Origin of the sequence: Alteromonas sp. NFXS44, from assembly GCF_040148705.1 — a bacterium.
Classification (GTDB): domain Bacteria; phylum Pseudomonadota; class Gammaproteobacteria; order Enterobacterales; family Alteromonadaceae; genus Alteromonas.
Genome location: NZ_JAGDEA010000012.1, coordinates 1,003,103 through 1,016,278, shown reverse-complemented (window position 1 = coordinate 1,016,278; position 13,176 = coordinate 1,003,103). Strand labels below are relative to the sequence as shown.

General features: G+C 50.3%; 9 protein-coding genes. 4 read left to right on the top strand and 5 right to left on the bottom strand.

Going from position 1 to position 13,176, the window contains the following annotated elements; translation table 11 throughout:
• Positions 1-105: 105 nt before the first annotated feature.
• Positions 106-1,587 carry a ketol-acid reductoisomerase gene (ilvC, locus tag J3369_RS21410; RefSeq protein ID WP_119503171.1) on the bottom strand — a complete coding sequence of 494 codons (1,482 nt, stop codon included), beginning with the start codon at positions 1,585-1,587 and terminating at the stop codon, positions 106-108.
• Between the two features lie 155 nt (positions 1,588-1,742).
• Between ilvC and ilvY the strand changes: the two genes are divergently transcribed.
• The gene (gene ilvY, locus J3369_RS21405) at positions 1,743-2,606 is read left to right on the top strand and encodes an HTH-type transcriptional activator IlvY (RefSeq protein WP_119503564.1); all 864 of its coding nucleotides are present in this window, start codon (positions 1,743-1,745) and stop codon (positions 2,604-2,606) included.
• Here ilvY and J3369_RS21400 read toward each other — a convergent pair.
• Both J3369_RS21400 and J3369_RS21395 read right to left on the bottom strand, forming a co-directional pair.
• Positions 2,588-4,108 carry a YifB family Mg chelatase-like AAA ATPase gene (locus J3369_RS21400; RefSeq protein WP_349590836.1) on the bottom strand — a complete coding sequence of 507 codons (1,521 nt, stop codon included), beginning with the start codon at positions 4,106-4,108 and terminating at the stop codon, positions 2,588-2,590. The two genes, ilvY and J3369_RS21400, sit on opposite strands and share 19 nt — an antisense overlap.
• 77 nt (positions 4,109-4,185) lie before the next feature.
• Positions 4,186-4,797, bottom strand: coding sequence for a trimeric intracellular cation channel family protein (locus J3369_RS21395; RefSeq protein WP_119503169.1), 612 nt, complete (start codon positions 4,795-4,797; stop codon positions 4,186-4,188).
• A gap of 445 nt (positions 4,798-5,242) precedes the next feature.
• Between J3369_RS21395 and J3369_RS21390 the strand changes: the two genes are divergently transcribed.
• The 3 genes from J3369_RS21390 to ilvA are packed head-to-tail and all read left to right on the top strand — an operon-like array spanning position 5,243 to position 9,587.
• Entirely contained in the window at positions 5,243-6,175 is a 933-nt protein-coding gene (locus J3369_RS21390; protein ID WP_349590833.1) for a branched-chain amino acid transaminase, read from the top strand.
• A gap of 35 nt (positions 6,176-6,210) precedes the next feature.
• On the top strand, positions 6,211-8,061 hold the full coding sequence (ilvD, locus tag J3369_RS21385; protein ID WP_349590831.1) for a dihydroxy-acid dehydratase: 1,851 nt from the start codon (positions 6,211-6,213) through the stop codon (positions 8,059-8,061).
• Complete coding sequence (gene ilvA / locus J3369_RS21380) at positions 8,058-9,587, top strand: threonine ammonia-lyase, biosynthetic (protein WP_119503166.1); 1,530 nt, start codon at positions 8,058-8,060, stop codon at positions 9,585-9,587. The genes ilvD and ilvA overlap by 4 nt, the downstream gene beginning before the upstream one ends.
• Positions 9,588-9,636: 49 nt before the next feature.
• On the opposite strand, the gene J3369_RS21375 is transcribed toward ilvA, so the two are convergent.
• Together J3369_RS21375 and plsB are read right to left on the bottom strand one after the other, a co-directional pair.
• Positions 9,637-10,620 carry a Kelch repeat-containing protein gene (locus tag J3369_RS21375; protein ID WP_349590827.1) on the bottom strand — a complete coding sequence of 328 codons (984 nt, stop codon included), beginning with the start codon at positions 10,618-10,620 and terminating at the stop codon, positions 9,637-9,639.
• 32 nt (positions 10,621-10,652) lie between these two features.
• Positions 10,653-13,103, bottom strand: coding sequence for a glycerol-3-phosphate 1-O-acyltransferase PlsB (gene plsB, locus J3369_RS21370; protein WP_349590824.1), 2,451 nt, complete (start codon positions 13,101-13,103; stop codon positions 10,653-10,655).
• Positions 13,104-13,176 lie beyond the last annotated feature (73 nt).

Sequence of the window (13,176 nt, the reverse complement as noted above, 5' to 3'; positions counted from 1 at the left end):
TTCTGCCGGTGTTTTTGTTTGCAGATATGGAATTTCAGGCATAAAAAAGCCCGACCAAAATGGTCGGGCAAGAGGGCTTGGTTAAGCACCTAACGACAGAAATCGTTACACACCAATGATGGCTTTCATGTCCGTCATGTAGCCGCGTAATTCTTTACCGATAGCTTCTACACCGGTATTACGGATGGCATCATTTACTTCTACCAGGCGGCGGTTATCAACTTGATTAGAGCTGACATTTAAACCTTTGCCGATAACACTGGTATCGATAGACGGCATAAACTTCTCACGCATCAGCGGTACTGCAGCATTTGCGAACAGGTAGTTACCGTACTCTGCAGTATCGGAAATTACCACGTTCATTTCATACAGACGCTTACGTGCGATAGTGTTTGAAATCAATGGTGTTTCATGCAGTGATTCGTAGTAGGCAGACTCAGGTAAGATACCCGCTTCAACCATTACGTCGAAGGCAACTTCTACACCGCACTTGATCATGGCTACTAACAGGATGCCGTGGTCAAAAAATTCTTGCTCAGTGATTTTACCATCATACTTAGGTGCGTTTTCAAAACCAGACTGACCAGTTTCTTCACGCCATTTAAGCAGGTTGGCATCACCGTTTGCCCAATCTTCCATCATCGTGCGGGAAAACTCGCCGCTGATGATGTCGTCCTGATGTTTTTCAAACAGCGGACGTAACAGATCGGTCAGTTGTTCAGACAAATCAAACGCTTTGATTTTCGCAGGGTTTGACAGTCTGTCCATCATGTTTGTTACACCACCGATTTTCAGTGCTTCGGTGATGGTTTCCAGACCATACTGAATTAACGCAGCGGCATAGCCGGCGTCGATGCCATCAGCAGTCATTTTTTCAAATGCCAGGATAGCGGCGGCTTGTTGCATACCACATAAAATGGTTTGCTCGCCCATCAGGTCTGATTTAACTTCTGCAACAAAAGAAGATTCCAGAACACCTGCACGGTCACCGCCAGTAGCGCTTGCCAGTGCTTTTGCGATATCCCAGCCTTCACCTTTCGGATCGTTCTCAGGGTGAACCGCAATCAGTGTAGGTACACCGAAACCACGCTTATATTCTTCACGTACTTCAGTACCCGGACACTTAGGTGCACACATCACTACCGTGATGTCTTTACGGATTTGCTGACCTTCTTCAACGATATTAAAACCGTGAGAATAGCCTAATGCAGAACCTTCTTTCATCAGCGGCATTACCGCTTCAACAACGCTTGCGTGCTGCTTATCAGGCGTCAGGTTGTATACCAGATCGGCTTCAGGGATCAGTTCCTGATAGGTACCAACTTTAAATCCGTTGCTGCTTGCACGCTGGAAAGAATCACGTTTTTCGTCGATTGCTGCCTGACGCAATGCGTAAGCAACATCCAACCCTGAATCTCTCATGTTCAGACCCTGGTTCAGGCCCTGAGCACCACAGCCGACGATAACAACTTTCTTGCCTTTCAAGAACTCACAACCGTCTGTGAATTCGCTGCGCTCCATGAAACGACAGCGACCAAGCTGGTCGAGTTGCTGACGTAGAGACAGAGTATTAAAATAATTAGCCATATAAAATTCCGAACATCATTAATCTAGTCATTATCAACGGGCTCAAAGCCAGTCGATGACCTCGTCGATGACGACTTGCTGCGAAGATTACTTGATCACTTTTGTTTTGGAAAATGATATATTCGCAAAACAGTATTTCATTTTTTGCAATATTTATGGATTTCCGTTCACTTCAACTTTTCAATCATCTCGCATCCAGTTTACATTTCGGTGACACCGCTGAGGCAATGTATGTGTCGCCGTCCACGCTAAGTCGTTGTATTCAGAGGCTTGAAGAAGAGTGTGGTGCAGTGTTGCTTAAGAGGAATAACCGTTCTGTGGTCCTTACCCATGCCGGCCACAAGCTGCTGGCGTTCTCTACGGAAGTACTGAAAGACTGGCAATCTTTGCAACGTGAACTGCACGATGACAGCGAAGCATTACAGGGGGAGCTCAGTGTATTTTGCTCGGTAACTGCCAGCCAGAGCCATCTGCCGGCCCTGCTCAGGCAGTTCCGCTCCCGCTATCCCGGTGTGGATATCAGGCTGGTGACCGGTGATCCGGCGCTGGCTAACGAAAAGGTGAAGCATAAGGAATGCGACGTGGCGATCGCCATCCATGCACCTGATTTTCCTACCGATATGACATTCACACCACTGGACAAAGTGCCGCTGGTACTGATTGCTCCCCGTGACTGGCGGCTTACTGAACTGGCTCAGATAGACTGGCGGCGGCATCAGGTGATCATGCCGGAACACGGCCCCACGCGACGGATTGCTTATCACTGGTTTGCAGAACACGGGATAAGACCTAACGTGTATGCTTCTGTGGGAGGAAATGAGGCCATTGTGAGCATGGTGGCACTGGAGTGCGGTGTGGGGTTTGTACCTCAGGTTGTGCTGGATCATTCTTCTATGGCAGGCAGTGTCAGCAAAATACAGGTTGGCGATATTGAAGCTTATGAGCTGGGGATCAGCTGTTTGTCTTCCCGCCGTAACGAGCCCCTGGTTGACGCTTTATTTCAGATCCCGCTAAGCTGACGGAGCAGATTATCCAGCGCACGGTAGCCCAGTGCCTCTGACAGGTGATTGCGCTGAACCGTATCCTGCCCTTCAAGATCGGCAATGGTTCTGGCCACCTTCAGAGCACGATGAAATGCCCGCATAGAGAGTGACAATTTCTCAGCCGCCATCTGAATAAACTGCGTGTCCTGTGCAGACAGCGCGCACATTTCTGCCAGTGTATTTACCGGCAACATGGCGTTCAGGCTCCCCTGGCGGGCGTACTGTATAGTCTGCGCCTGACTTACTTTTTGCTGTGGCTGGCGGATGTCTTCCGGTTCATAGTTTTCCGGGGTCAAAGTTAACTGATAGTCCGGTAAGCGGGGCACTTCCACCTGTATGTCGATACGGTCAAGCAGCGGACCGGATATGCGGCTCAGGTATCGCAATATCTGGTCCGGTGGCGTTCGGCCGTCATCTGCATCGCCGGTAGGACTGGGGTTCATTGCGGCTATCAACTGGAAACGTGCCGGGAAGGTGGCCTGCCCGGATGCTCTTGAAATATGTACTTCACCGGTTTCAAGCGGTTCACGGAGTACATCCAGCGCCCGCCTGCCGAACTCCGGCAGTTCATCTAAAAATAGTACGCCGTGGTGTGCCAGTGACACTTCCCCGGGAGCCGGTGAAGCACCGCCACCGGTAAGCGCAACGGCTGAGCTGGTATGATGGGGAGAGCGGAAAGGACGACAACCGGCAATGATGTCGCGGGTAACGGTATGTCTGACTGAGTACAACGCCGCTACATCCAGAGCCTCATCCGCGGACAATGGCGGCAGTAAGCGGAGCAGCCGGCTGGCAAGTAAACTTTTGCCGGTGCCCGGCGGCCCTGTGAAAAGTAAATTATGCGCGCCGGCCGCTGCAATCATAAGTGCCCGTTTCGCCTGATGCTGGCCATGAATACCTTCCCACACGGGCTGTGCGGAGCCATGAACAGGCTTTACCGGATGGTTTTCATCAGCGGCAAGGGGCTCAAGCCCTGCCAGGTGCAGAAAAACGGAAATTAAAGAATCTGCAGCGAAGCGCTTTGCACCGTCAACCAGTGCGGCTTCATTTTTGTTTGCAGCGGGATGAAACAGTGTGCGGCCTGCTGATCTACAGGCAATGACAGCCGGGATAATGCCACTGACAGCCATCAGCTCGCCGGTAAGCGACAACTCGCCGGTGAATTCCATTCCGTCACAGGCGCTGTCGTTAAGCTGACCATGTGCCATTAAAATACCTACCGCGATGGCAAGATCGTAACGGCCGCCCTGCTTGGGAATACTTGCCGGAGACAGGTTTACTGTGATCCGTCTGGCCGGAAACTCAAAGCCGCTGTTAATAAGCGCACTACGAACCCTGTCTCTTGCCTCCTTCACTGAAGTTTCTGCCATACCCACCAGTTGAAATGCCGGCAATCCGTTTGCCAGATGCACTTCCACCCTTACCAGCGGGGCATCGATTCCCGTACCGGCGCGAGTCTTAACCACTGCCATTCCCATGTCCGCACTCCTGTGTTCTTCTGCTGTGCAGTTTACAGAGGTGGCGGATAGGGAATAACTGAACCGGTGAACAGTTCTCAGTCGGGCTTAAATACCGGCAGTTGCCAGTGCCACCGCATGGCACACAGGCGCATGACGACGGTGACAAGCAAAGCAGCCCAGGGGCAGTAATGTTGATCAAAGCCGGAATAAAGCAGCAATGCGTAACTTAATCCGCCGGTAATGCAGGTAATGGCGTAAAGCTCTCCGTTCAGTACCAGCGGGACTTCGCGACATATAACATCACGCAGCAGGCCGCCAAAAACGCCGGTAATCGTCCCCATGGCAATGGCCACAGACATGGGCGCTTCATGAATAAGTGCTTTTTCCATGCCGACGACATTAAATAACGCCAGACCGAAAGCATCGGCAATCAATAAATAGTGATAGGGGAATCGCGGACTGACTCTGAGCCACGCAATGGTCGCCAGCGCAGCAATTAAAGTGGTATAGATATAATCTGTATTCTGAATCCAGAATACCGGCAAATCGAGCATAATATCCCTCAGCGTACCGCCACCAATCGCGGTCACCGATGCCAGTACAACGACCCCGAAGCCGTCCATTTTTTTTTGGTAAGCCATTAAGGTGCCGGAAATGGCACAAACAGCCACACCCGCCAGGTTTAACCAGTGAAACCAGTCTGTCATTTCTTTACTCAGCTTTTTTTATTGCTTAACACCCACGCCGGTTAAACGGAAAATCGGCGTTCAGGGCGCAAAATACTTGATTATGGCATGGGTTTCATGCTATTTCTTCGCACCATACAGATTCGTGGTCAGCCAGCCACGATCAGGGGGCCTGTTCCGGCCCTTTATAAAATTCCGAACTATCAACAATCCAGTCATAACAAGTCCGTATTCAGGGACTATCCTTTTCTGTGTCGACCTACAGGCGAAATCAGGCGTGAACAGGTGTGTCTGCAACCTTACAAAAGGTGTAAATATTCCTGTCCAGTCGCAAGCAGAGTCCGGAGAGGTTATTGGGCACTTCACTGCGGTCATGTATCATTCGTCTTAAGACATTTGTCTTGTCACTTATTTTGTACCGAACTAACGGTTTCAGGCGAACTGCCTGCTACAGGAAGGAATTAACATGGCTAAGCAACCAGCAGAATTTATTTGGTTTAACGGTGAAATCAAGCATTGGAAAGATGCAACTGTGCATGTAATGACACATGCTATTCATTACGGTTCATCTGTCTTTGAAGGGATCCGTGCGTACAACACGCCAGATAAAGGAACCTGCGTCTTCCGTCTGGACGAGCACAACAAGCGTTTGCTGGACTCAGCGAAAATTTACCGCATGACGATTCCTTATACGCTGGACCAAATCAATGAAGCGACGATGGATATCATCCGTAAGAATGAACTGAAGTCAGCTTATATTCGTCCAATCGCTTATTACGGTGATATCGGTATGGGTCTGGCTGTACCTTTCGGTACTGAAACTGAGCTGGCCATTGCTGCCTTTGAATGGGGAGCTTACTTAGGTGAAGAAGCACTCAAGAATGGTGTGGATGCCGGTATTTCTTCATGGAACCGTCTGGCGGCCAACACCATTCCTACCGGTGCAAAAGCCGGCGGTAACTATCTGTCTTCACAACTTATCTCTATGGAAGCCCGTCGTCATGGTTACGGTGAAGGTATTGCACTGGACCGTAACGGTTATATCTCAGAAGGTGCCGGTGAAAATATCTTTGTTATCCGCAACGGTATCGTATCTACCACACCGAAGACGGCAGCCATTTTGCCGGGTATCACCCGTGACACAGTGATCACCCTGCTGAAAGACATGGGCTATGAAGTCCGTGAGGAAAATATCCCCCGTGAAGCGATGTACCTGGCTGACGAAATTCTGATGTGCGGTACCGCAGCAGAAGTAACGCCGGTTCGCAGCGTTGACGGTATTTCAGTAGGTAACGGTGCCCGCGGTCCGATCACTGAGAAAGTACAGGACATGTTCTTTGGCTTGTTCAACGGCAAGACTGAAGATAAATGGAACTGGTTAACGCCGGTTTATAAGTAATTTTTTGTAATTGAATTAAGAAACGGGAAAGCATTATGCCCAAGTTACGATCTGCAACCTCCACCCAGGGAAGAAATATGGCCGGCGCACGTGCGCTGTGGCGCGCTACCGGTATGAAAGACACTGATTTCGGTAAGCCGATTATTGCTATTGCCAACTCCTTCACGCAGTTTGTGCCAGGGCATGTGCATTTAAAAGATCTCGGACAACTTGTTGCCCGCAGTGTAGAAGAAGCCGGTGGTGTTGCTAAAGAGTTCAACACCATCGCGGTAGACGACGGTATCGCTATGGGCCACAGCGGTATGCTGTACAGCCTGCCTTCACGGGAAATCATTGCTGATGCCGTTGAGTACATGGTGAATGCCCATTGTGCTGATGCCATTGTGTGTATTTCTAACTGCGACAAAATCACCCCGGGAATGCTGATGGCGTCTATGCGCCTGAATGTTCCCGTGGTGTTTGTGTCCGGCGGCCCCATGGAAGCCGGTAAAACCAAGTTGTCAGATCAACTGATTAAGCTGGATCTGGTTGATGCCATGGTTGCTGCTGCGGATGACCGCATCAGCGACGAAGACACAGACCAGATTGAGCGTTCTGCCTGCCCGACCTGTGGTTCGTGCTCGGGCATGTTCACCGCAAACTCGATGAACTGTTTAACGGAAGCGCTGGGTCTGTCTCTGCCAGGTAACGGTTCTATGCTGGCTACCCACGCTGACCGCGAAAAGCTGTTTAAGCAGGCGGGTAAGCTGGTAGTTGAGTTGTGTGAGCGTTACTACAAGAATGATGATGAAACTGCGTTGCCACGCAACATTGCATCTTTCAAGGCATTTGAAAATGCCATGAGTCTGGATATCGCCATGGGTGGTTCTACAAACACCATCCTGCACTTACTGGCAGCGGCAATGGAAGGTGAAGTGCCTTTCACCATGGCAGATATCGACCGTCTGTCACGGAAAGTCCCGCATCTGTGTAAAGTGGCACCGTCTACACCTGAATATCACATGGAAGACGTGCACCGTGCCGGTGGCGTACTGGGTATTCTTGGTGAACTGAATAAAGCCGGTCTACTGAATCAGGACGTGCATCATGTTCTCGGTAAGACGCTTCCGGAAGTGATCAGCGAGTGGGATATCACTAATCCTGAAAACAAAGATGCTGATACTTTCTTCCGTGCAGGCCCTGCAGGTATCCGCACTACGCAGGCATTCAGTCAGGATTGTCGCTGGGATGAAGCCGATGCCGACCGTAGCGAAGGCTGTATCCGCGATCTTGAACATGCTTACAGCAAGGACGGTGGTCTGGCGGTTCTGTACGGTAACCTGGCGGTTGATGGCTGTATCGTGAAAACGGCGGGTGTGGATGAATCTATCCTCAAATTTACCGGTTCTGCGAAGATTTACGAAAGCCAGGATGATGCGGTAGCAGGCATCCTGGGTGACGAAGTGAAAGCCGGTGATGTGGTTATCATTCGTTACGAAGGTCCGAAAGGCGGCCCGGGCATGCAGGAAATGCTGTACCCGACCTCCTATCTGAAATCGAAAGGCCTGGGTAAAGCCTGTGCCCTTATCACTGACGGACGTTTCTCTGGCGGTACCAGCGGTTTGTCTATTGGTCACTGTTCACCGGAAGCGGCCAGCGGTGGCGGCATTGGTCTGGTGGAAGACGGCGATAAGATTGAAATTGATATCCCTAACCGGACTATCAACATTGCGATTTCTGACGAGGAACTGGCTCACCGCCGTGCCGCGATGGAAGCCAGCGACAAGCCCTGGAAACCGAAGAACCGCGAACGTAAAGTGTCTCTGTCACTGAAGAACTTTGCCATGCTGGCTACCAGTGCAGACAAAGGTGCTGTGCGGGATGCCTCTAAACTGGAAGACATATGACCGTCAGCGATCACGAATACCTCAAAAAGGTCTTGTTAGCGCCGGTTTATGAAGTTGCGGTTAACAGCGAGTTGTCTGTGTTATCCAGACTCTCGCAGTTGACAGGTAATGATATTTATCTGAAACGTGAAGATCAGCAGCCGGTTAAATCATTCAAGCTGCGTGGTGCTTACACCAGATTAAGTGCGCTTAGCAAAGCGCAACTGGATGCCGGTGTTATTGCAGCATCTGCAGGTAATCATGCTCAGGGTCTTGCATATGGTGCAAAGAAGAAAGGCGTACATGCCACCATCGTGATGCCGGAAACCACGCCGGATATCAAGGTGGATGCGGTACGTCGCTTCGGCGGACACTTCGCCAACATTGTGCTCCACGGCACGAATTTCGATATGGCCAGCAAGCACGCGCAGATGCTGGCGAAAACCCACGGCTACACCTTTATTCCTCCGTTTGATGATCCTGATGTTATTGCCGGCCAGGGAACTGTAGCCCGGGAGCTACTGGAGCAGAATCCTAATCTGGATATTCTGTTTGTGGCTATCGGCGGTGGTGGTCTGGCTGCGGGTATTGCGGTTTATCTTAAGCAACTGAAGCCGGACATCAAAATCATCGGTGTCGAGTCGGAAGAATCAGCCTGCTTTAAGGCGGCCATGGAAGCCGGTGAAATCGTGACTCTGCCCTCGGTGGGTATTTTCGCCGACGGTGTTGCGGTAAAAACTATGGGGACAGAAACGTTCCGTCTGTGTGAAAGATTGCTGGACGGCGTGATCACTGTTACCAATGACGAAATATGTTCTGCAATCAAAGATATTTTCGATGACACCCGTGTTATCGCAGAGCCTGCCGGTGCGATGTCTGTGGCGGCTATTAAGAAATATGTGGCAGAGCATAATATCAAGGGCAAGAAGCTGGGTGGTATTCTGTGCGGTGCCAACATTAATTTTCACACGCTGCGTTATGTGTCTGAGCGTTGTGAATTAGGTGAGCAGAAAGAAGCTGTTTTTGCAGTGAAGATCCCCGAGCGTAAGGGGGCTTTCAAGCAATTCTGTGAAGTCCTTGGCGGTAAAGCTATCACTGAATTCAATTACCGTTTTGCTAACGAGAAAGACGCGCACATCTTTGTGGGTGTAAATCTTAAAGGCGGTAAGCAGGAGTTTGCTGCGCTGAATGACTCGCTGACTGAACAGGGCTACGACTGCTTCAATATGAGCGACAACGAGCTTGCGAAACTGCACGTACGCCATATGGTTGGCGGCAGACCACCAGCGTTGCTGAACGAAGCGGTGTTTACTTTCGAGTTTCCTGAGCACCCGGGGGCGTTACTTAAATTCCTTGGAACACTGGGTGAACGCTGGAACATAACGCTGTTCCATTACCGTAATCATGGAGCTGCTGAAGGCCTGGTGCTTGCCGGTTTTGAAATTCCACCGGAAAGCCGTGATGAATTTAATGCTCACTTGCAGCAGTTAAGCTACGAGTTTAAAGAGGTCACAGACGACCCCGCGTATAAATTCTTCCTGTCATAAAAAAGGGGCTGAACAGCCCCTTTTTTATGTATGAATGAATTGGATCAGGCTATTTTCCAACGGCCTGACGCAATTGCTTCGCATCAAATATCTGAATGGTGTCTAACACAGGGCCCGGTGAGTCCTGATTGCCGCCGATCAGATATACAGCGTCGTTGTAGGTCACCGCTTTTGCGTGTCTGACACCGGTCATGGATAAGTCGCTCTGATGCCAGGTGCCTGCCTTAAAGTCGTAAGTCCACACAGCATCAAGATTGTTGTAGTCACCAAACACTATCAAGTAATCACGCCACACAGTGGTGGTATGTGCACTGACAGGCACCGGCAGCGGAGGCAGAGATTTCCACTTTTTAGTCGCCGGATCGTACTGTTCAAACACATCCAGTTGCTCCTCACCGGTATAACCGCCAACGACATAAATTTTATTTTGCCATGTGACAGCAGAGGTGGACTTGGCTGTGGGCATCGGCGCGCCCAGAGACCACTCGTCCTTGCTGATATCATAAACTGCCATCAGTGCTGTAGGTTTAAGCTTGCGGGTCTGCCAGTCGTGGTGAGAGCCGCCCAGTACATAGATTTTGCCATCCAGATATACTGCGGTGTTAGTACGCGTAGGGTAAGGTAATGTCGCCGCTTTAGTCACTTTACGGGTAACGGTATTAAACACCTCAACGGTGCTTTCATAGTTTGCCCGTTGTTTTGACGCAGAGATCCCGCCAATCAGATACACGTGGTTATTGTCATCGTAAACCGACGAAAAATAGCGGCGGGGAATAATATGGTTTTTCAGCACCTGCACGTTTTTGGTCGCCGGGTCGAGAATTTCCACATCATTCAGCAGACCCTTCCGGTTACTGCCACCAAACACAAATATGGTTTTCTGATCAGTAGCTGCACCGGCTCCAAGACGGGGACTTTCCAGCTTGAACCCTGCCGGTTTCCGGTATTCGCTGATATCCGGCACAGATGAACATGACGCCAGCATCAGCGTCACTGCGAAGGCAAATAAATATCGACAAGTGCCCTGTATCATAACTTTCCTTTTCACTTTTACACGTGGATCCGTTACCCGCACGTTGCTTCCACATTCTGCAAGTGCTGGGTAATTTCAGGCCACACCAGAGACAACACATCCTGGCGCAGCGCATCGCTTTCTTCAGAATACTTCAGACTGCCATCCGGCGCGGAATCCAGCCAGTGGTTCTCCCGCAGGGCAGAAATGAAAGAAGAAAGCACATTCTTGTCGTAAAACTCCGGAGAGTTCATGCCGTATAAGGTCGACAAACGTTCCGCCACCTGACGGCTGGTCCGCTCCAGACTATTGCGGCTTATCACCCGTTCACGCTCGATAATGGTAAGTACCACCGCGTAGCGCTGGAAAGTTTCCTGCATACAGCGGCTCAGCAGCCAGGCTGAATGGAACGCCCGGTCTGATGATGCCGGCGGATGCAACAGTCCCTGCTCCATCTCTGTCAGCATGCCTTGTTCCAGCAAAGTGGTGATGAGCTTGTCGGTGTAAGCCAGCGCCTCATCCTGAGTCATGTAGATGAAAAGCTCCCGTTGCAGCAAAGGATAAAGTGCTGCCATCAGGCGCAATATCTCATGACGGTGAATGCCGGGCCGGCCGAAGACTGCTGAAAGGATCACACCGGGCAAGGCAAACAAATGAAGAATATTATTTCTGTAATATGTAAGGAATACAGCGGCATCTTTTAATGGCGCGATCATCGTGCCGTAGCCATCCTGACTGATATCAAAGCGCTTCAACGCCAGGGTTTCTTCCAACATGGTTCTGGCGTTGCTGGCGGGAATGGTGGCGTCATCACTGTACGGCGCACTGCGCAGCAAAGCCAGGTAGTTGTCCATCACCCTGACCAGCTCTTTTTCCGTCATGGTCTGTGTTTTAGACGACAACAAACATAAAGAAATCAGCGCCATACCGTTAATGGCAGCATTGCGGTTAATACGCAGCATTACCTCGTGGGCCAGATCGTTAACCAGTGGCGTCAGCCAGTTTGGTTTTTTCTCCGGGTCTGCTGGTAAGGTTTCACGCCAGTCAGGAACGCTTTGTTCAAGGAACTGATTCAACTGAATCGGCTCGCCGAAGTTTACGTAACCGTGGCCATAATTTTTCAGTTTTCTGATGGCAGAAAACACCTGCAAATTAGATTCTTTCTTTTTGCCGCTGCCTTTCAGTTCACTGAGATAGCTTTTTACTTCCATCACGTTTTCGTACCCGATGTACACGGGCACAATACTCACAGGGCGTTGAACACCTTTAAGTACTGCCTGCATAGTCATGGCAAGCATACCGGTTTTAGGCGGGATCAGACGACCTGTGCGGCTGCGGCCACCTTCCGGATAATATTTAACGGAATAGCCTTTATTAAACAGTAATTCCAGATATTCACGGAAAACCGCAGTGTAAAGCTTGTTACCGGCAAAACTGCGGCGCAGGAAGAAGGCGCCGCTACGACGGAAAATGGGACCCGCCGGCCAGAAGTTAAGATTGATACCCGCAGCAATGTGAGGCGTCACCATACCTTCGTGATAAATCACATAGGTCAGTAACATGTAATCCATATGACTGCGATGACAGGGCACGTAGATGATCTCATGACCGTTGGCAGCCAGTTCACGGATCCGCTCACTGTGACCCACACTGATACCGTTATAAATCTTGTTCCAGATACGGGTAAGGATGCGATCACCGAACCGGATCAGGCCTTCACGGTAGTCTGCGGCAATCTCATCGATGTACTCTCTGACAGCTTCTTTAGGATCCTGTTTCTTCGCCTTTTTCGACGCAGATTCTTCAGCCATGGCCCGTTTAACTGCTTCCGATCCCAGGATTGCATTGTGCAGTTCCTGACGTTCGAGCAAAGTGGGGCCCGTCATACTCTGGTGCTTACGATGGAAGTGAGTACTTGCTACGCGCACAAGTTTGTGAGCAATCGAGTCATCCGTACCCCGCTGGGTCGACATTTCTCTCGCTGATACGGCTTTGCTAAAATTGATGAAGTTATCGCGGCCCAGAAACATCACGATAAAGAATTTTCGCAGCCAGCTTGGTGAGGCATGATGGGCAATTAAATCACTCAGACCGGGCTTACCTTTCCCAGGCGCACGTCCCCATGAAACAAATACGGGCACGACCTGCACATCCACATCTTCATGGTCACGATGCAAGTGGAAAAGATCTGAGAATATTGATTCTACATCCGTCTGGGACGGCTGTCCGAACAAGGGTTCCGTTTTACGGAGAAAGACACTGGCGGGATAGGTTTTGCCGGCCAGTTCGACATCTTTCACAGGGCTGGGCAAACCTAACCGCTGTGTGCACATACGCAGCGCAAGCTGGTCGGTCACAGAGTTAGTGGGCAGCAGATAAATGATCGGCTTAGTGCGGTCGATACCCAGTTCTTTTTCGACATTCGCGGGAATGTTGTGGTCTTTCACCAGCAACTTTACGGGATAATGAAACACTGACAAAAGCGTTTTGCGCATCCACGACATGAAAATGGAATCCTGTGTTGAGAAAACGGGCGCAGTCTACCATAAATTTACTGCGATCCAGATGAACATAAGA

Excerpts from the sequence above, each read along its gene's own strand:
- ilvC (WP_119503171.1), bottom strand. The coding sequence starts at position 1,587 with ATGGCTAATTATTTTAATACTCTGTCTCTACGTCAGCAACTCGACCAG.
- ilvY (WP_119503564.1), top strand. The coding sequence starts at position 1,743 with ATGGATTTCCGTTCACTTCAACTTTTCAATCATCTCGCATCCAGTTTA.
- J3369_RS21400 (WP_349590836.1), bottom strand. The coding sequence starts at position 4,108 with ATGGGAATGGCAGTGGTTAAGACTCGCGCCGGTACGGGAATCGATGCC.
- J3369_RS21395 (WP_119503169.1), bottom strand. The coding sequence starts at position 4,797 with ATGACAGACTGGTTTCACTGGTTAAACCTGGCGGGTGTGGCTGTTTGT.
- J3369_RS21390 (WP_349590833.1), top strand. The coding sequence starts at position 5,243 with ATGGCTAAGCAACCAGCAGAATTTATTTGGTTTAACGGTGAAATCAAG.
- ilvD (WP_349590831.1), top strand. The coding sequence starts at position 6,211 with ATGCCCAAGTTACGATCTGCAACCTCCACCCAGGGAAGAAATATGGCC.
- ilvA (WP_119503166.1), top strand. The coding sequence starts at position 8,058 with ATGACCGTCAGCGATCACGAATACCTCAAAAAGGTCTTGTTAGCGCCG.
- J3369_RS21375 (WP_349590827.1), bottom strand. The coding sequence starts at position 10,620 with ATGATACAGGGCACTTGTCGATATTTATTTGCCTTCGCAGTGACGCTG.
- plsB (WP_349590824.1), bottom strand. The coding sequence starts at position 13,103 with ATGTCGTGGATGCGCAAAACGCTTTTGTCAGTGTTTCATTATCCCGTA.